The organism is Bacillus canaveralius, assembly GCF_002860125.1.
Classification (GTDB): Bacteria; Bacillota; Bacilli; order Bacillales; family Cytobacillaceae; genus Bacillus_BJ; species Bacillus_BJ canaveralius.
Genome location: NZ_PGVA01000019.1, coordinates 21,882 through 41,220 on the forward strand (window position 1 = coordinate 21,882; position 19,339 = coordinate 41,220).

Below are 19,339 nucleotides of genomic sequence, written 5' to 3' on the forward strand. Positions count from 1 at the left end.
ACATGTAACTGAAGATATGGCTTTGCGGCGAATTCGTTTTAATACTTTAACAAGAAACATTTATTTGAAATAATTTACGATTTATTAACACACAAGTCAATTTCACAATGTAACAAGCTAAACCGAAAAACGAATGAAGTTGTCTAGATATACAGGAGTATGCCGTAGGAAAAATTAGGTGAATGAGCTTGGGAAAAGTCCTTCATCCAGGCGATGAAGGACAAAATTAGGCAAGTGAGCTTGGGAGAAGTCCCTCATCTCTTGGATTGCCGCCAATGTCGTATTCTTCGATCATATGAAGATTGCCATCCCTCACCCCGCCCTTCTGATTCTCCGTTTCAAATAAGTGACCGCAGCCTCTTTGATGTCAGCCTTGCGCTTGCGGTGAATCAACAGGGTAATCTGAACAAATATAATTGGCAGGGTATGTTTTTTATATACAAGATACCGTGATTCCCACAGCGGTTCGAATTTATTTTTATATTCATAGAGCCCTTTAAAATTGTACAAGTAATTGCCTCTTTTATAGATGAACTGTCCGATCAACTCGGCCAAGTTAAACCTCTCTGATTCTCCTAAATTGGCTAGTGGCGACATTCCCAGGCTGCACCACTCATAGCCCTGTTCCTTACACCAGTTAAATATTGATACAAACAGAAAATCCATCGTTCCGGACGGGCTGTCCTGCAAGTAGCGCATTAAATCGATCGTAATTGTCCGATTCTTCAGTTGCTGGTTACATGCAAGCGTCGCAAAAGCAATGATTTTGCCATCTGGACCCGCAACAATAGCCAGCGGAAAACGGGCAAGATAATTTTCGCAAAAAAAACCGACCGAAAACCCCTTTTCTTTCCGATTGCCGAGCCAGGAATCCGATACGGCTTTTAACTCATTTTTTAACAGTGCTGAATGCGGCGGAAATAAAACAGAAAAACGGTAACCGTTCCGTTCGAATTTATTGATCGGCGTTCGAAGCCGCGTTTTCTTTTTCCCGACCGTCGAAAACTCCGGTATGCGAATTCTCGCTTCTTCGCCAACCTTAACCGAATGGTATCCCTTTTGTATATAATCATCTAAAAAACGTGGAGAAACATGATAAAAAACCGGCTCATTACCTGACCGGTAACAAAATTGTTTAAATTCCTTTATTGCGTCTTTCATGAATGATTCTTTCCCAACCGGGTCCCCTAAAACGACGCAAGTTTTGCCTACCTTTTGATAAGTAAGCAAAACTTGTTCATTTTTCGCCCAATAAAACAATTTGTCATTTAAAAAGCTTAAATGAGAGGTATGATTACCACCATATTTTTCTAGAAACGTCCAAATTTCATTCAAGTCCGTTTCATTTTGAACTGACCCGATAGCTCGATTCTCTTTAACGAAGAGATAGACAGTAATTAAAAATAATAATGACAAAGAGTAAACAAGGAGCATATGTCCCTCCGTAAAGCTAAATTTCCAAAGTCATTCTTTTACAATAATTTGCTTAATGCCTCTTCAATTCGTTCACTTGAAAAGGGCTTGACAATGAACTCTCTCGCACCTGCCTGAATGGCTTCGACCACCATATCCTGCTGCCCCATTGCCGAGCACATAATGATTTTGGCGTTAGGGTCGATTTTTTTAATTTCTTTCACAGCATGAACGCCGTCCATTTCCGGCATTGTAATATCCATTGTCACGAGGTCCGGTTGAAGCTCTTTATATTTTTCAACGGCCACCAGTCCGTTTTCAGCCTCACCAACAACTTCATGTCCTGCTTTAATAATCATATCTTTTAGTAACAATCTCATAAATGCTGCATCATCCGTTATTAAGACTTTTGCCATAAAAAAGTAAAAACCTCTTTCTATTATATATTATAGTTCTTTCATTTTCTGCATTTTGTGAAAAAATAAAAATCGTGTTATCGCGTTCATTTCTTGGACAATCACATCAATCGAGTAAAAAATAAATGATGAGATTCCCCTTTTCTTTAAAAGTAACAACAAACTGGATTCCCTTCTTGAAACCTGATATTTTGGAATCCCCTTCCATGATCGTCGGAGATGTGATATCCAGTGAAATTCCCTGTTGAAATACGTTTGCGCATAACCCTCCTGAGATCATATTACCAAGTTCACCGGCAAAAGATTTCAACATCTCTCCCTCCATCGGCATCCCATACATGGCTTCTCCAAGTGAACCGAATAACTCCTGATCACCTTTATAAATAATCTTTCCTTTCAGATCACCTGTAAGTCCGATTAACACACCAAATTGAAGGTTTAGATAGTTTTCCAGACTTTGCGGGCTTCCTTTTTCATAGGGGACGGGAACGACATGGTCTAATGACGAAAGCATACCATCCATAAGTATGGAAACCGGCTGGGATTGTGTAAGATTCATTCTGTGTATTTCCTCCAATTAATAAATATTTGACGCTCATATAGAGCTATCGACAATACACTACCTCTAAATTAGGCACCCCCAATCCTTCATTCATCGGATTGGGGTCAACTATCTATTACTCTATCATATTTAGTTCACTTTAAAACCGGATACCGACTGGTTCAGCTCCTCTGCCAGCTGGGCAAGAGATTGGGCAGCTACAGCTGTTTCCTCATGAAAATAATAGAAAGAAAAATCCCCATAAAAAAACGACCTCATTGCTGGTCGTCTTTTGTTATAGCTCCTAGTCCCTCTAATAAAATTTTAGCATCAGAATTCAGGTAAAGAATGACATCTTTGCGCAACAGCAATTGCGCTTTATCCTTTATACTAAGCTTCAGCCCTCTCACGTCAAATCTTGAGGCGTAAGCGTTTATTGAATTGATAGCCCCCAATTCCTGGCGTGTCAGTGGTTTATCTTCATTATCCAAACTATTAGTTAAGAATTCGAGTAATTCCCTGGCATTACTTTTCAGGAGATTTTTATTCTGATTAAGAATGGTTATGTTGGCTTCGATAAGCTTTCTTGTTGAAATAAGATCCAGATCCTCTACACTTTTATTTATTTTCAAAATTAACTCAGAAAGCTGCATGTTCTCTTCTCCTCTATTTCTTATTAACCTGGCTACTTTGGCTTGACTATGCTTTCTTAATAATCATATAATTCCCATGTCCCACCACTGTATTTGGAGTCTCGTATCCAAAAATTCGGGCAGCTTCCCGTGAAATTTCAACCAGTACACTGTTTTCCCTGACAAGAAACACTTCGCCTTCACATGAAGTATCTTTTCGTTCAAAAAGAATCGTGTCGCCTTTCTTCGCTTTTCCCGATTTTATTCTTTCCACCACTAACTCTCTCCCTTTTTTATGTGTTAATGTTGCATTCATAAATTCAAATCCGATTTTCTTTTTTCCAGCGTATAACGATATTTGAAGGGATATTTAAATCCTCTTGTATTTCCAGGATCGTTGCTTTTGGTTTACGTCTTAAATAATGTTTTACTTCGCGAAGTAATACGCTCTCCTGTTGGGCGCATTTAGCGCAAAGCTGTTCGGCTGTTCCGGAATGTACAAATATTTCATGACATTGAATACAATTAATTAACTCCATTTATCATCGCTTCCTCACCTATGATTCTTTAAGCTTTAAAACTAAGAAGTTACGTAAATTGAATAATTGTACCCGTAAACCTCGCTTAAATTTTCATACAAAAAAATCCACCGAAAAAGTTGGTGGACTTGTTGTATAAATGGTTTTCAAGCACCATTTACCGATGATTTTTCCCGAACTTTTTGGCAACCCGACTATCCTAGTACGATGACCTTAGACTCGTGGCTTTGCGTCCTTGTCTTTCAACAAGTTTGCCGTTTTACATTTGATTAATATGATAGTAAAACTTTAGAAGGGAAATTTCAACATTTTTCGCCATTTTATAACATAAATAGGTAAATATACTCATGCCTTAGGATTCATTTATATGATAATTAAATTTCGCCGGAATATCCTTACAAAAATCAATCCGACCTTCTATTTTTTCGTTAATCCTGTTCGGGAATCAATTACTTCTACCAATTTCCCGACAGTCTGTCAATAAACAACTGTGTCAGTCCTTTTTTCGCACTGACGCTATGTAAACATATTTAAATAACATCAGTAGTTTTGAGAAGATTGTCCCTTCTTCTAAAATACCCAACACCTACCACTAAAATGACTAAGACAATTGGAAGCCACGTGTGGATCTCGTCGACTAAGCCGGGAACGACAGAATGGAGAAATGCTTCTATTGTTTCGTCTTCAATCAGCATTTCTCCCGCAGTATATGCCAACAGCCCGGCACCAGCATAAATGATGAACGGGAATTTTTCCATTACGCGCAATAATAGCTGGCTGCCCCAAACAATGATTGGAATAGAAATTAAAATACCAACCAAAATCGGGACGAATCCATGTGCGACACCCGCTAATGCCAAGACATTGTCAAGGGACATTACGGCATCTGCGATAATGATCGTTCTCACAGCCGCTGCCACTGTCGCGCCACCGGCTTTGTGTTCTTTTTCTTTTCCGGCTAGCAACTTATAAGCAATCTGAAGCAATAAGAGTCCACCAATGAAAGATATAAAAGGTATTCCCAATAACCAGACAATAATTGCAGCGAAAATTAACCGTAAAATGATCGCGCCCAGTGTACCCCAAAATATCGCTTTTCTCCGATGTTCGGGTGGTACATTTCGAGCGGCCAGCGCAATAACGATTGCATTATCTCCGCTTAAGATCAGATCTACACCTATGACTTTTATAAGTGTTGATAGTTCCATTCCCAAGAATTCCACTGTCATCCCCCTGACAAATTGTGATAAGTTCTACTGCCCTAGTTTTTATCTATTTCAACATTTTAAACCGAAATTCCGAAAGAACATTCTCAAGTTGGTTTATCGGTAGATCGTACATATTTTATAAAAGGTGATGTAGTGAAAGCTAAAACCGGCTACAGTTCAACTGTATGCCGGTTTTGGTAATTATATCTATTGTTTTAGCAATTCGTATTTTAATGGAGATTTACGACCTTTTCCATATATTGTTCAATGTCCCTGTCATTAAACCAATAATAGGTTTCCCTTGGATTTGGATCATTCGTGTCATTCACTTTGTAGTGATTGAAATGACTAAACCAAATCCGGTACGGTACGGGCTGTCCACCATCATCATAATCATGATCCGATTGGATTTCATCGATTACGCCAGTGGACCCCTTTTTGACAACACCGTTATTTAATTCAAGGTCTTCCTTTGTAATAAAAGTATCACCCAATTGATATTGCATATTGTTCGCTCCTTTTCATTTTTCGCTACATTTTTACACACAGTGATAGGGTTTACTTACTGAGAGGCTAATTATTCTTTTTACGAATGCTTGTTAATTGATCTTCAAAAATATCTCAAGTTAGAGCTGAGTCCATTTTAACCCGTAAAAGGGGTCACCCCATAAAGTCATGTAAACTGACGTTGAGTGCCCCTAAGAATTATTTAATTACAACTTCCATGATGATTTGGACAGCCTGTTTCTTCGTTTTCAACCTGTAACGTGCTGTGTTCGATTCCAAATTCATCATGGAGGATCGACTGTGCCTGGAGCAAAACCGTATCATGGACACCGTCTGCATCAATGGCAATGTGGCAGCTGAGCATCGGCATCCCTGAAGTGATCGACCATATATGCAAATCATGAACTTGATTGACATTAGGAATAGTTAATAAAGTGACTTTTACTTTTTCTGCTTCAATCTGTATTGGTGTCCCTTCCATCAATACATGTATAGAGTCTTTCATCACTCTCCAACCGCTAACAAGAACAAGAACCGCAACAATGACGCTGGCAATCGGGTCGGCAATCCCCCATCCAAGGAAATATATGAGCAGTGCAGCGACGATAGCTCCAACCGAACCGACCATGTCACCTATTACATGAAGAAAGGCACTTCTCACGTTTAAGTTTTCATCTTTATCAGCTCTCATTAGTATCCATGCAGCTACTATGTTTACCAATAATCCAGTAAATGCGATGGTTAACATCCCTAAGCTTTGCACTTCAGGAGGATCAAGAAATCTTTGAATTGCTTCATTAAAAATATAGAGCGAAATAAGAATCAGAGTTAACCCATTTAAGGCAGCTGCAATGATCTCAAATCGTCTATACCCGAATGACTTGGTTCTGGTTGCCTGCCTTTCACCTAGTTTTATGGCAAAAAAGCTTAATCCCAGTGCCGCTGCATCGCTAAGCATGTGACCTGCATCTGAAAGTAAAGCGAGGCTATTCGTTAAAATTCCGCCAATTACCTCAACAAACATGAAGGTTGCGATTAATAAAAAAGATAAAAATAAAGCTTTTTTATTTTTTGTCTGCCCATGAGAATGTCCGTGTCCTTGAGAATGGCCATGGTGGTGACCCATAAGAACCCTTCTTTCTATATATGAGTATATGCTCATATATATTATATATGCAATTCCGATTTTATCGCAACTGTTTTTTGTACAATACCACAATTCTTTTCGCATTATCCCCCTTGATCCTTAGCGTTTTAACAGCGTATCGTTTGAACAAAAAAGCTTTAACCACTGAATAGAGAAGCATAAAAAAGAAAAGCTTAACTGAAAAGCTTCTCTAAGGGCTGTTAATATGATTAATGATGTCGTGCGTGATCAATCGTTTGCTTTAAGACATTCATAACGTGCTCGTCATTACATGAGTAAATCATCGTGGTACCTTCCCGGCGGGACTTCACCAGTCGCAAATTTTTAAGAAATCTTAATTGATGTGAAACGGCAGACTGGAGCATGTTCAGGTTTTCAGCTATTTCATTAACGGCATGCTGTTTTTGGTACAACAAATGAAGAATTTTTATTCTTGTAGGGTCTGATAAGGCTTTGAAAGTTTGAGAAACAATAAATAATGTTTCTTCATCTAAAGAATCTTCAAAACGCTCGTTGTTTATTTCACTTTTTTCGGATCTTTCCATGGTCCACCTCGGCGGAATTCTTTTGCCAATTATTATAACATAGAAAACCGCTGCTGTTGATGTTCAGCGGAACACGCTGCAGCAATGATTGTGGCATCAGCATGGGAATAACAAATTTTTCACGTTTTTGCCCTCATTTATTATTGAATGCTATTAGAGACAGATAGCTTGAACAACAAATAGAACAGTCATTAAGAATGATAACACTACTGGGCCTTTCGAAAAAGTGCGTTGCCTAAATCTTAGGCAACGCACTTTTTAGTTTCTTATATTTTAAATTTCTTCAACATATCCTGCAGTTCTTCTGCCATCAATGCAAGTGCTGTTGATGAACAAAAAAAACAACCCATCGTTATTCATAGCAATGAATGTTAAATGAGTTGCAATAAACGGCACTAAAAACACAATTAAGGAGTTTCATCGTCTTGTAAAATCTGTTTGAAATAATTTTGAACCTCCTGGATCTTTAGTTTTGAGATATGGGCGGTTTTATTGAAATTCGAAAAATGAGCAATGTAGGACTCACCCATTACTTCTATTTTGATGATTTTTTCCAAATTAACCAGGAAGGAACGATGTGTTTTAAAAAAGACAGGTTGTAATCGAACTTCAAGTTCCTGCAGCGATTCGTTTGTTTCAAACCGATCATAACCTGTATATATAACCGTTTTTCTTCCTTCCTTTTCAACAAATAATATATCATCGACCGGTAAATATAGGTGAGCGTTCATCGTTCTAACTGTTAACGTTTTCTTTGAGTCATTTGTCATTGTTGAAACGTCTTTTTGCATTTGCACTAATTTTTTGGCCTTCTCAAGAGCTTTAAAAAATCGTGTTGTATCTATTGGCTTTATCACGTAATCCGTTGCTGAGATGTCAAACGCATCTACCGCAAACTCTGTGTGACCGGTTGTAAAAATAACAGCTAAGCTTGGGAAAAGTTCTTTCAGTGATTTAACTGCATCCAAACCATTTAAACCAGGCATATCTATATCAACTATTATAATATCCGGTTTTTTTGTTAATACTAACGGAATTAATTCTGTTCCGTTGAGTGCTTCTCCAATGATCCTAAAATCAGGAACCAATTCAATATAGTGATTTAGAATCTCTCTGGCTGTTGCGTCATCATCTGCAATTGCGATACTAAATTGGTTCATGTCAAAATCCCCCTCCAGCATCTTAAAAACATCCATACCATTACTTAAGCAAAGCGATGAGTTACTTAAAAATATCGGGTCCCAGAATATCAGGCAATTGAATAATTTCAAAGATGTCTCTCACTTGTGGAGCTACATCAGAAATAGTTATAGCAACTTCGTCTTTTTTTAATGTATCAATTAAATTGATGAGCAATCCAATTCCTGTCGAATCGACGAATGGAACATCAGCAAGGTTTATATCAATTGTCTTAAAAGATTGTAAAGATGGAAAAATTTCTTCATCCATCATTTCAGTTACTTCAATATCTAGATCTCCAAGAAAGTAAATAACAGCATTCTCATCATTTTCCCGGTTAATGTTAAATGTAAACATCTGATTTATTCCCCTTTATTCAAAACAATTCTATTGTTTTCATCTAAAGCTGCTTCTATACGTTGCTGGTCTTCCATAAAAGTATGCTTTACTTTTCCAATTTGAATGGTCGTTCCTTCTCTGGCTATCCCAATTTTGATTTTCTGATCACTCGGAACAGCAATCAGGCTTGTCACTCCACCGTCTGAACCGACTTCTTTCACAGAAGCTCCGAGCCCGGCATGTACTTCCCCGCCGCGCAGGACGCCCTTTATTTGAAGCTCGCCTCCACAATGTATTTTTGAATTATAGCACCCCTGGCCTTTTATGGTCACGTCTCCACTGCAATAAATAAAGCTGTTTAATGTATATTTCAGTTCAATAAAGCAATGATCTTTTTCTGATACCTTGTACTCTTCAATAATATTTTGAATATTGTCATATTGTTTATTTAAGTAATCCTTGGAATGCCATGCATTAGGCACTGAAGCAAGCAAGCATAGCCGTAAAGATTCTGCTAAATTGTGAAACTCCGAATCAAGATTGTTGTTTCCACTGTTGCACAGCTCAATATATTCCTTGGTTGCTGCAGTTAAATTTTGATACTTTTTCTCTAATAATATTCTAATTAACGGATGCAAACCGCTTTTAGAATGATCTGATATTTTAAACGCCGGCACGGCTAATAATTGATCAATAGAAAGCATGAATTTTTTAAGATCCGGTTCAATAACAGTTAATAAATGCACAATTTGTGAGACCAGGATGTTCGTTTTTCCTGCCGATAATGTACTGCCGATCACATTTTGATTGATGATAATCGAATTTTTCGACGTAATTATTGCCCTATTAGCGTTATTTTTTACATTTATTACTCCATCTGCTTCTACTCTCATATTTTCCTCAACAGAGCCCAATACATCAATGTCCCCTTTAAACCGCAGGTTTCCTGTTGACATATTGACATCTCCATGATGAACCATCTTTTGCACAATACTAACCTTTACTAATTGTCCTTTAAGATCTATTTTTGGTCTGCCTGTTTCTGTCGCGACAATCTTTGTTTCATTTTCGATCAGGGCTGTACCATAACCCGTTTGTACAAGGATGGGGGCTGTCTGTTTAGCAGGGATCGGCTCATTTGTTACTGTGTTGCCTGGAATACCTGGAACAGGAGGATGGATGATCGCAATAACCTGTCCCTGGTTTACCACCGGTATATGTTTAAGTTCTCGAAAATCAACGGTTCCGTCTTCTCTTTCTTTCGGACCCTTTAAAATCTCTTTATCTTCGATGACCAGTTGTACGGAACCATTCTTTCCTTCCTTCGGTTCAGTACCAGCTGCGATAATGTAATCTCCAATGTCTTTGGCTTCGACAGCTGCCATAATGGCATTATGGATAAATCCATGAACCACTCTTAGCGAGTCAAGCTTGTCCACCACATCTTTGTAAGTTAATGTATTTTGGATTTCTATAGACTCCTCTGCGTGCAGTTCAATGTGATGGCTTGGTTCTACGTCCTTAAGGGTTCGGGTGATTTTAGCTCCCGGTTCAATATGTAGCTTAACGTTTAACTTCGTCTTATCGAATTCAATATGCCATTTTGTTTCCCTATATTCTTCGTCCAATTTCACTTCATATAAATCATTGCCAGTCACAACCCCAATTCCGTCAACCTTTTCTTTGTTCTTATATAGATCGATTCCTTTCGCGACCGAAATGGTTGGATAGGTCAAGTTGGAAGGTTGGCCAAAAATTCTCCCTCCCTTTACCCACACCTTGCCTGCATTGGCACTCAGTGCTTCTTCTTGAAACGGAACAACGTCATTGTTTGTTTCATTCTGAACTAGGCTATTTGGAATGGAGCTGAGTTTGTCAATCATATCCTCAATATTTGGCTCAGCGGATGTTTCTGCGTCCATTTTTTCAGTCTTGGTATGTGTTAGTTTTACAACCGCAGGTTTTGACCGAAAAAAAGACTTTGTCTCCTGCTGGATGATTTCTATCGATACATCCTCACGGGTGACATTTAAAATATCCAAACCAAGGTTAATGGCTTCAATGACGTCTTTTCCTTTTGAAATGATTGTTTGTGACATTGTGTGATCTACTCCTCTGTATTTATAACGGGAGAATTAAAGCTTGAAATATCACTTTTTTCCTCTTGAATTCTTAAAGAAACCATTGTTATATCGTCCTTTTGCGGGGTTCCCTGTGTAAACTCTTCAAGTGAATCCATGATGGACTGTTCAATCGCCGCCACCCCTTCGTCCATATTCTTAAACAAAGTTTCAACCAGGCGTTCTTTTTTGTATTGTTCATTATTCGTATCGGTCGCTTCAACAATACCATCGGTGTAGAAGAAAACTGTATCATTGTCTTTTAACTGGATTGATTCTTCGACATAAATATGGTTTGGGAGTCCGCCGACCATAATTCCAGATACTTTAGGCAATTCCTCAATCACTTTTTCTTTTCCTTTGATATGAAGCGGCATGCTATGCCCAGCACATGCATAAGTAAGTGTTTTTGTGTTAGGATCCCAATCTGCACAAAATAATGTTACAAACGACCTTAGTGAACGCAGATCATTACAAAGAGCTGTATTCATGGCAGTTAGTGTTTCCCCCGGCCCTTTTGTACTCTCCGATGCACTGCGAAAGGCGCCGCGCGTTAAAATCATTAGCATCGCAGCTGGAATCCCTTTTCCCATCACATCTCCGATAACAATTCGAATCTTCCCATTCACCAAAGGGTAAAAATCATAATAATCTCCACCGATTAGTCGGGCAGGAAGGGAGGAGCCTTTTAGCTCTCCCCCACTTAATTGAGGAGTTGGACCATTCAGCAATTTAGCTTGTATATTCCGTGCCAGACTGATCTCTCTTTGTAACGTTTTATCCATGGAAACACCATCATTCTCTGGTTTATCTTTCACTGATGATGCTTGATGAGACATCGAAAGGTGATTTAAAAACATCTAAACGACCTCCCCTTGATAGACTTCTAAAATTTTGTATAATCCAACTGTCTCAAAAACTTCATCTGTCAATTCATCGATGCCTTGAAGTATTAATTTGAACTTTTTTTCATCTGATAAATAGATCGCACTCATGATCGAGCCAATGCCTGTTGAATCGATAAATTCTAATTCACTAAGATCCAAAACCAATGCTTCTATATCTTCAAGGTCCTCTAAATAAGGATTAATAATCCTGGTTGTTGATATATCCAACACGCCGTTAATTTTCAAGATCACTTTTGAGCTCTGCATTTCCTTTTTAACACTTAAAGACATCACAATGCCTCCTCGTTACAATTTGAATTTTGCCATATAATCAAGCAGTTTATTAGATATATCGGATAGTTCACTTGATTGTCCATGCAGAGATTGCAGTAAGTCGGAAAGAGTAATCGTGACGTCTGTTGTCGCAGCTGTACGGTCATTTGCTACTTCTCTCATCGCATCTAACCGATCAAGAATATATTTCACTTTCGGATTATCTTTAAATGAATCAAGTATCTCTACAATTTCATCCATAAATGATGTAATTTCATACAATTGATCCCTTGATTTCATTGTTGCTTCCGTTGACAATCCATACATTTTTTCAATGGATTGAGATGCTTCAGCTTCCAGCAGGATTGAAAGACGCTGTGTTTTGGTTGCTTGCTCTTGAGTATCTTTGATGAGTTTATTTAGTCTTTCTGCCATTCGATTCGTACTATGAGATAGCTGCTCCAATTCACTTCTGTCATTCACTTCACTTTTTGCTGTTAAATCTCCCGCTTCCAGCAGCTTAATTTGCTGAATGATTTTTTGAATATTTTCATAGATACGATTGAAAAATCCAAATGATAATAAGAAAAGACCGAGCAACGATACTAATCCTGTAACAAACAGAATGATCGAGTGACGGTAGAGAGGATCCGTCATTTCTGCATAATCGAGGGCGATATAGATCACTTGATTATTTTTTATCGGTATAAAAAGTTTTAAAACTTTTTCACCCTTAATGTTTTGAACATAACTGTGTTTTTCTGGATAATTCGCTAAATTCTTAAGCAATTGAATATCTTTCTTTGTTTCAAACTTAAAATGACCATGAACCACTTTTTTCATTGGAGGCCAATATTGTTCCGCCAATTCCGGGTTTTCAAACACTTTAGGATCTAAGACAGCAATTTCTTTGATAAAGGAATTCTCTTTGACCATTGTTTCAATCCAGGAATCGGGTCCTATGTCTTGCGTGAATTGATATACTTCATTCGCTTCAATATACGGATTTACAAAATAATCCGTTCCTTCCGGATGGTAGTAAGCATACTTAAAAAATAAAGGTTGGTCTTCATAAGTCCCGGACATCATGATAGGCAGAACCAGCAAACCTTTCTCCGTATAGGCACCAGGCACGGTCGGATCTTTGCCGTTCAACATATCATCCGATGCTTGATAGACGATTTCACCAAAATTCTTTGTACTAAACCCTATTTCTTTTTGGTCTGTAGCTTTTACAGCCACAATATCATTGTCTACTCTTGTAAAAATAGTTAATCCCGAGAGATTTAACTTTTCTTTTATTTGGATAAGTTCTTCAGTTGTAATATCTTCAGCCTTTTCCTTACCCAACATATCACCAATATGTTTAGCATAACCAAACATTTTCAAATCAATTTGGTGTTCAATACTTTTCGCTGCTAAATCTGTTTCTTCTATCCCCTGGTTTATACTATCAGCTATCAATGATGATTGGGTGTCTATTTCATAATCAATTTGTTTATCCATAAAGTATAACTGTATTCCACCAGATAGGACGGTAATCAAGATAAGGACGGATAAAATCCGGGTCAACAGTTGTTTGCGTAGTGACGTTTGTTTCATTACAAGGAAACTCCTCTTTATCATTAATGTTTTATTTTGTTAAAGCTAATTTACGAAGTGATACTTTATCGGTCTTCCCCTGAACGATCGGAATTTCGTCTATAAACTTAATTTGGTCAGGTACCTTATATCTTGCAATATTTGCATGGCAATAATTGATTAGTTCCTTGACATCGATATCATCTTGATCTTTGACAATGTAAGCTACAATTTGCTCCCCGTATACAGAATGGGGTACTCCAACAACAACAGATTTTTGTACACTTGGATGACTGTTTAGAAACCTTTCAATTTCACCCGGTATAACTTGTTGCCCGCCTTTTTTAATCATGTCTTTCTTTCGGCCGATAATTTCGATTTTCCCATCAACTGTTACCTTTGCTAAATCTCCTGAGTAAAACCAATTATCTGAGTAAACTTCTGCTGTCAGGTCGGGGCGTTTATAATAACCCAAGAACTCATTTCCATTTTTAAAAAGAAGTTCTCCGATCCCGTCATCTGATTGTGCCACCGCTTTATACTCAACATTAGGAACGAGAGACCAATTTAGACCCTCCCGTATATCTTTTTCCGTATACATGATGCAGCCTAATTCTGAAAACCCATAAAATCCTCTCATCAAGCTTCTTGTGTTTGAAACGGAAGCAATAAAATCATCTGAAATCGCTTCACCAGCCAGGGTGATCAACTCCAATGGCTCTAATGCTGAACTTCCGGAACTTTTACAGAATAAGTCCAATGCTCTAAATAACGAAGGAGTGGTAATTAATTTTCGACACGGTTTTTCTTCAACCAACTTTATAATGTCTGGAAAACTAAAAGACTCTGTCATGACGATGTGATATTGGGAATGCAGGCTTGACAACAACCAGCAAAGCCCAAATAATCCAGACGCAGGAGCCATGATAAACACATCATCTTCTTCGGAAATTTCATTCACGAAACGGTACGATAGATCTGCGGTTCTGACAAGATTCATGTCACATACAATCCCCTTTGGTGTACCTGTACTTCCAGAAGTGCATCCAATAATGTGAATACCCTCATTTTCCAAGGGGCGTGTTTCTCCAAAAATCGTGTTTATTTCCCAGGAAAGATTGTCATCAGATTCAAAAATGTGCGTTTCTTTACCACTTGAATCAGCCCACGAATTTACAGCTGCTGCTAAATGAAAGCCCTGGTGATTTTTTACTGTAAATACGATATGCGGATCTGAAAAATCTAAAACTGCGAGTAAGTCATCTTTTCTTAGCAGGGGACTTAACGGAATGATGATGCCTCCTAATTTACTAATCGCAAGGACTATCGATATGAAACTATCTACCTTTGGTACAATGACAGCTACTTTTTTATTCTTGATTTCACCTAATGGCTTCAACAAATCTACATATCGATTGACATCATTATGGATATTCAAATATGTATAATCAACGCTCTGGGTGGATAATATCGTTTTATTCAAATCTAGTTCTTGTTCAAATATCCATTCATAAAAATTGTTCATGAATTAAATCTCCCTCATTATCATTTGATATAGATTCCCGACTGTTCTAAAATCTTCATTACTCTGTATCCGTGGGTAATCAATTCCGTATTTAGAGGAAACTTCCACGATCAGATTGACCAATTGTAATGAGTCAACATTTAAATCATCACGGAGCGAAGAATTCTTTTCGATCTTTTCCAATGGAAGATTTAGAACATCCGATATAAAATGACGAAAATCTTCATAACTCATCTATTAAACCTCCTTCTCAGTTGCAAACCATTTCATTGATTTTTCACGAATTTCAGCTAGTTTATAATTGCAACAATGCCCTTCTTCTTCGTATTCAACCAAGCGTTTACCCTGAGGTAGTTGCTCGTACAAGTGATAAATATTACTGTCGGACACCATTACATCTTGTTTTCCATGAAATAGCATAACAGGATTTCGAAATGGCAACAGTTCAAAAGCTGGTAAAGCTTTTTCCTCTTTTAAAACAAAACGGGTTCGCTCAACAAAATAATCTGGTAATGTAATTGCTTCGCCGATAAACGCAGGGGACACAGCCACTGTTTTATTTACTTTCGGATTGCAACTTCCATATAACGCCCATGCTGCGCCTGAACTAGTGCCAAATAGGTTGATTGGCAGGTTCGGGAATGTGTTTGAAGAAAAGTCTATCACGTCATCAATAAATGCTTCCCAACGCTTAGTTGTGCCCCGCAACCCTTCAAAAGTGAATGTTTGTCCCTGTCCTGGTCCATCAAAACTGACTACTATATATCCTTTACTTATGAAGTCAAGCTCGTAAGTAAATAATTCCTCTTTCGTTGAATCCAACGGGTTAATGATAATGACAACACCTGCAGGCTCGTCCGGAATACGGAGTCTTCCAAAACAATGTTGTTCTCCAATCGGAAGCTGAACATATTTTGTTTTGATTTGAGATAGTTTGTCCGCTTTTTCAAAAGCACTCAAACTAACATTCAACCAGCCTATTTTTTCCGTCTTCCGCTCAGGAATGAGCCATTGCATCAGTTGATAATAAAGTCCTGCTGCCCGAAACTTCATTTCTGCTTCAGTAAAGGAATCGTTCTGCGCCAGTTTTTCCGCCTCTAAAAACTTCTTGTCCGCAAGTTTACGCCAACCATCCACCCATATATCTTTGGTTAAATAAGAAGAGCGCAATGTCTCAATATCTTGTTTTTCTACTCCGTGCACAATCCATCTATCCCAAAACCCGTCAAATAAATTGGCAGTCAGCAGAGTTTTATCGATTGTTGTTTTAGCTAATGGCATGTATCTCCCCCACCTTGTCCTTGCTGGAATCAAAAATTAATATAATTGTGGATCCCTTTGAAGAAGTAAACAAAAGGACCTGTCTAGCCATTTTCATCATCAGGGTAAACCCCTGGCCCATTGATTTTTTTGATGAGTACCCTGCTAGCAACGTATTTTTAGGTAATTCTTTCAGCGCAAACCCAGGTCCTTTATCTTCAATAACGAAGCGTATTTCATTGTTTTTTTTATCTTCGATTATCGTCAGTTTACCTTCTTCAGCATGTTTAATCGTGTTTGTAATAGCTTCTGATAAAACCAAGATCCAGCTCATAATCTTCGATTTACTGAAGCCCTTTTGTTCAAGTGTATCTTTTGCTTGATTGCGAGAGACTGGTATATCAGAACGGTTTTTTATCTCCGTGTTGAGTAGTACGGTTCCTTCTGTGTATTTGTTGACTTCTTCATATGAAATCAGTAAAAACTGCCCTTGCGTGGCAGCATAAATCACGTCTCGATAAACCTCCCACTCATTGTTTTCTTGTTCGTCGAAAGAAACCACATGCTTATGTTCCGTATGTTGTGGTGTAGACGTGAATACATCTTGTTTATGGATCTCATATGCTTTCAACATTGCGTTTTGTAAATCCATTTTTATATCAAGATTGATGATTTGTTGTGGAATATCTAAATGCTGTTTGTCCCAATTGAGCATCGTGTGACTAAGCTCCAGGATTAGTTCGGTTTGGTTGTTGTTGACATCAGAATATTGTGGATTTAATCCCGCCAAGGAGCGGTTGAATACTGCATCGCCTATTTCCGGAGTGAGTCCAATATAATGACAAATTTTTCGTGCAAGAAAACCCCTTTTTGTCATCAGTTCCAGTTCTGGGTAAGATAAATCGAGTGGCTGAGGTTTGACAGGCAGATCCTCTTCAGAAGAATTTTTGATGATATTGAATAACCGCCTCAATCGCAACTCCCCCTCAAAGAATTCCATTTGGCGGCATTATCGTGATTTCATCAACAACCGCTCCTGATGGTTGATTTAATAAGTAAAGAAGGTGTTTCGCCACCGTCTCAACAGGAATCATCTGCGCCAAATCGGGGGTTGGCTCAATATTTTCCCAAAATGAACTGCTGACAGAGCCTGGGAGCACAGCAGTAACTTGGACCCCTTGTCGGCGAAGTTCTGCCTGCAGAACCCGAGTTAAGCCAAGCACTCCAAATTTTGAAGCAGAATATCCTCCGCATCCAGGCAAAGCTGTTGTGCCGGCAATAGAAATCAAATTTAAAATATGGCCTTTTCCCTGCTCCGTCATATGTTTTCCAAAATATTTGCATGTCAGATAGGTACCACGTAAATTAACCGAGAGCATTTGTTCAAAATCATTTGTAGAAGAATCAATAATACGATCAAACATCCCCACGCCAGCGCTATTAATCAATATGTCAACTGTCCCAAAATGTTGTATCGCACTTTCATAAAAGGTTTGAACCGATTGTTCACTGCTTACATCTAACGGGATTTCGAATACATTTCCCCGTATTGATGGTTGATTGCTGCGACTGCCTAACACAAGATTTGCACCGGATTGTTCTAATAAAAATGCTGTTGCTTTCCCTATTCCTTTACTAGATCCAGTAATCACAATGGTTTTGCCTTTGAATTGATTATTTTCTGCCATCGCTTATCCCTTTTCTGTTCCGAAATATTCAAAGTAATTTTTTTCAGTTTCATATAAGCCAATTTTGTAGAGATTATTCATTTTAGGGGCAAGCAAATTCCAAGTTACTACTGCGACATTTTCCGATGTTGGATTTAATTCTTTGAATTCTTCTGTATCGAGATTTAAATGTTTATGGTCAAATCTATTGATAATTTCTTCTTCTACCGTTTTATCTATATCTGCAATGTTGGCGATCATTCCTGTGATTGGATCTGGAACGCCGCTAACAGTCACTTCCAAATAGTAATTATGTCCATGACCATATGGATTATTGCACTTTCCAAATAAGCTCAGGTTTTTTTCCTCACTTAGTTGATCGCTATGTAAACGATGTGCTGTGCAAAAGTGATATTTTCTAGTTAATCGGACCATCTCGTTATCCTCTTTCTCTGAGTATAGAAAATCATTTTCATATAAACGGATTTTGTGAAGATCACAGTTATCTATCTTGTCAATGAGAGAATCCCATATGTAAGAAACGATATTTTCTGTTGTTGGAATATGTTTTTGAAAGTAATTGTTTTCTTTATTCAGGAATTTGCCGTCCAACTCAATTTGAATAAACGACTTAACGGCTGTATCGATATCTGTAATATTCACAACGATTCCGGATTTATCATTTAATTCGCCTTTAACCATTACCTCCATGGTATAGTCATGGCCATGTCCGTTAGAATTGCTGCAGGGACCGAACATTTTTCTGTTTTGCTCTTCAGTCCAGTCATCGATGCGATAGGAATGAGCGGCTGAAAAATACAATTTCCTTGAAAGATAGAGCATGTCAGGAACCTCCTTTTAATCTCTCAGAAGAGCTCGTTCAAATTCCTCAGCTAAAGAGACATTCTCAGTAAATACACCTTTTTTTATCGTCGTCACTGTAGATGCTCCAGGCTTTTTCACTCCCCTGGCACACATACAAAGGTGTTGCCCCTCTACACTTACAATGACTCCTTCAGGGCCAAGTACATTCATGATCGAATCTGCAATTTGTTGCGTCATTCGTTCTTGAACTTGAGGTCTTTGCGATACAAGCTCAACCAGTCTGGCAAATTTACTTAAACCAACTACCCGGCCATTAGGTATGTAGCCGATATGTGCTTTACCAAAGAACGGAATAAGATGGTGTTCGCAAAAAGTATAATAGGTAATATCCTTTACAACGACCAACCCATCATAGGCTTCTTCGAAAGTTGTTGTTAATGCGGTTTCAGGATTAACTCCCACGCCTGCAAATACTTCCTTATACATTTTGGCTACGCGTTTCGGCGTATCTTTTAAGCCTTCTCTTGAAGTATCCTCGCCAATCAACTGCAGAATCGACTTCACGTTTTCTTCCATTGAATCTATTGTTGATTCTTTCTTTAATTCTACTGCCATCTTAAATCCTCCAATTTTCCTCTAAATGATATAAGTCTTTTGTTTGCATGAATTTCATAAAGCGACTGTTTAACTGAAAAACGAACATATATTTAAAAATAAGATGGTTTTATTCGTTCC

24 protein-coding genes and 1 riboswitch are annotated in these 19,339 nt (G+C 38.2%); all 24 genes read right to left on the minus strand.

Annotated elements, in window-relative coordinates:
• Window positions 1-312: 312 nt before the first annotated feature.
• The 24 genes from CU635_RS08880 to folE all read right to left on the minus strand — a co-directional run bounded on the left by CU635_RS08880 (window position 313) and on the right by folE (window position 19,219).
• Window positions 313-1,434: a phosphatidylglycerol lysyltransferase domain-containing protein gene (locus CU635_RS08880; RefSeq protein ID WP_101577013.1), complete on the minus strand. Its 1,122-nt coding sequence runs from the start codon at window positions 1,432-1,434 to the stop codon at window positions 313-315.
• Window positions 1,435-1,472: 38 nt separating this feature from the next.
• On the minus strand, window positions 1,473-1,829 hold the full coding sequence (locus tag CU635_RS08885; RefSeq protein ID WP_101577014.1) for a response regulator: 357 nt from the start codon (window positions 1,827-1,829) through the stop codon (window positions 1,473-1,475).
• A 106-nt stretch (window positions 1,830-1,935) separates the two neighbouring features.
• Complete coding sequence (locus CU635_RS08890) at window positions 1,936-2,388, minus strand: chemotaxis protein CheX (RefSeq protein ID WP_101577015.1); 453 nt, start codon at window positions 2,386-2,388, stop codon at window positions 1,936-1,938.
• 132 nt (window positions 2,389-2,520) lie between these two features.
• Window positions 2,521-2,649, minus strand: coding sequence for a hypothetical protein (locus CU635_RS24075; RefSeq protein ID WP_257985632.1), 129 nt, complete (start codon window positions 2,647-2,649; stop codon window positions 2,521-2,523).
• Window positions 2,646-3,023, minus strand: a complete 378-nt coding sequence (locus CU635_RS08895) for a hypothetical protein (RefSeq protein ID WP_101577016.1) — start codon at window positions 3,021-3,023, stop codon at window positions 2,646-2,648. The genes CU635_RS24075 and CU635_RS08895 overlap by 4 nt, the downstream gene beginning before the upstream one ends.
• A gap of 46 nt (window positions 3,024-3,069) precedes the next feature.
• Window positions 3,070-3,276, minus strand: coding sequence for a DUF2187 family protein (locus CU635_RS08900; protein ID WP_245917393.1), 207 nt, complete (start codon window positions 3,274-3,276; stop codon window positions 3,070-3,072).
• 46 nt (window positions 3,277-3,322) lie between these two features.
• Window positions 3,323-3,541: a hypothetical protein gene (locus CU635_RS08905; RefSeq protein ID WP_101577018.1), complete on the minus strand. Its 219-nt coding sequence runs from the start codon at window positions 3,539-3,541 to the stop codon at window positions 3,323-3,325.
• A 181-nt stretch (window positions 3,542-3,722) separates the two neighbouring features.
• Window positions 3,723-3,807: riboswitch (cyclic di-GMP riboswitch) on the minus strand.
• Window positions 3,808-4,071: 264 nt separating this feature from the next.
• Window positions 4,072-4,770 carry a TerC family protein gene (locus CU635_RS08910; protein WP_245917395.1) on the minus strand — a complete coding sequence of 233 codons (699 nt, stop codon included), beginning with the start codon at window positions 4,768-4,770 and terminating at the stop codon, window positions 4,072-4,074.
• 209 nt (window positions 4,771-4,979) lie between these two features.
• The gene (locus CU635_RS08915) at window positions 4,980-5,255 is read right to left on the minus strand and encodes a hypothetical protein (protein WP_101577019.1); all 276 of its coding nucleotides are present in this window, start codon (window positions 5,253-5,255) and stop codon (window positions 4,980-4,982) included.
• A gap of 203 nt (window positions 5,256-5,458) precedes the next feature.
• Window positions 5,459-6,382 (minus strand): cation diffusion facilitator family transporter, encoded by a 924-nt coding sequence (locus CU635_RS08920; RefSeq protein WP_101577020.1) that lies wholly within the window; start codon window positions 6,380-6,382, stop codon window positions 5,459-5,461.
• Between the two features lie 230 nt (window positions 6,383-6,612).
• Window positions 6,613-6,948, minus strand: a complete 336-nt coding sequence (locus tag CU635_RS08925) for an ArsR/SmtB family transcription factor (RefSeq protein WP_101577021.1) — start codon at window positions 6,946-6,948, stop codon at window positions 6,613-6,615.
• A 407-nt stretch (window positions 6,949-7,355) separates the two neighbouring features.
• Window positions 7,356-8,108 (minus strand): LytR/AlgR family response regulator transcription factor, encoded by a 753-nt coding sequence (locus tag CU635_RS08930; RefSeq protein WP_101577022.1) that lies wholly within the window; start codon window positions 8,106-8,108, stop codon window positions 7,356-7,358.
• A gap of 61 nt (window positions 8,109-8,169) precedes the next feature.
• A complete protein-coding gene (locus tag CU635_RS08935) occupies window positions 8,170-8,484 on the minus strand; it encodes an STAS domain-containing protein (RefSeq protein ID WP_101577023.1) in 315 nt (104 codons plus the stop codon).
• A gap of 5 nt (window positions 8,485-8,489) precedes the next feature.
• A complete protein-coding gene (locus CU635_RS08940; protein ID WP_101577024.1) occupies window positions 8,490-10,565 on the minus strand; it encodes a FapA family protein in 2,076 nt (691 codons plus the stop codon).
• Window positions 10,566-10,573: 8 nt separating this feature from the next.
• The gene (locus CU635_RS08945) at window positions 10,574-11,425 is read right to left on the minus strand and encodes a PP2C family protein-serine/threonine phosphatase (RefSeq protein WP_101577048.1); all 852 of its coding nucleotides are present in this window, start codon (window positions 11,423-11,425) and stop codon (window positions 10,574-10,576) included.
• A gap of 21 nt (window positions 11,426-11,446) precedes the next feature.
• Entirely contained in the window at window positions 11,447-11,764 is a 318-nt protein-coding gene (locus CU635_RS08950; RefSeq protein ID WP_101577025.1) for an STAS domain-containing protein, read from the minus strand.
• A gap of 15 nt (window positions 11,765-11,779) precedes the next feature.
• Window positions 11,780-13,348, minus strand: coding sequence for a methyl-accepting chemotaxis protein (locus CU635_RS08955; protein WP_101577026.1), 1,569 nt, complete (start codon window positions 13,346-13,348; stop codon window positions 11,780-11,782).
• 31 nt (window positions 13,349-13,379) lie between these two features.
• On the minus strand, window positions 13,380-14,852 hold the full coding sequence (locus tag CU635_RS08960) for a class I adenylate-forming enzyme family protein (RefSeq protein WP_101577027.1): 1,473 nt from the start codon (window positions 14,850-14,852) through the stop codon (window positions 13,380-13,382).
• A 3-nt stretch (window positions 14,853-14,855) separates the two neighbouring features.
• The gene (locus CU635_RS08965) at window positions 14,856-15,086 is read right to left on the minus strand and encodes an acyl carrier protein (RefSeq protein ID WP_101577028.1); all 231 of its coding nucleotides are present in this window, start codon (window positions 15,084-15,086) and stop codon (window positions 14,856-14,858) included.
• A gap of 3 nt (window positions 15,087-15,089) precedes the next feature.
• Window positions 15,090-16,133: an alpha/beta hydrolase gene (locus CU635_RS08970; protein ID WP_101577029.1), complete on the minus strand. Its 1,044-nt coding sequence runs from the start codon at window positions 16,131-16,133 to the stop codon at window positions 15,090-15,092.
• Window positions 16,120-17,085, minus strand: a complete 966-nt coding sequence (locus CU635_RS23280; RefSeq protein WP_180956471.1) for an ATP-binding protein — start codon at window positions 17,083-17,085, stop codon at window positions 16,120-16,122. The genes CU635_RS08970 and CU635_RS23280 overlap by 14 nt, the downstream gene beginning before the upstream one ends.
• 13 nt (window positions 17,086-17,098) lie before the next feature.
• Window positions 17,099-17,800, minus strand: a complete 702-nt coding sequence (locus tag CU635_RS23285) for an SDR family oxidoreductase (RefSeq protein ID WP_180956472.1) — start codon at window positions 17,798-17,800, stop codon at window positions 17,099-17,101.
• Window positions 17,801-17,803: 3 nt separating this feature from the next.
• Complete coding sequence (locus CU635_RS08980) at window positions 17,804-18,622, minus strand: 6-carboxytetrahydropterin synthase (RefSeq protein WP_101577030.1); 819 nt, start codon at window positions 18,620-18,622, stop codon at window positions 17,804-17,806.
• A 15-nt stretch (window positions 18,623-18,637) separates the two neighbouring features.
• On the minus strand, window positions 18,638-19,219 hold the full coding sequence (gene folE, locus CU635_RS08985; protein WP_101577031.1) for a GTP cyclohydrolase I FolE: 582 nt from the start codon (window positions 19,217-19,219) through the stop codon (window positions 18,638-18,640).
• Window positions 19,220-19,339: the final 120 nt, after the last annotated feature.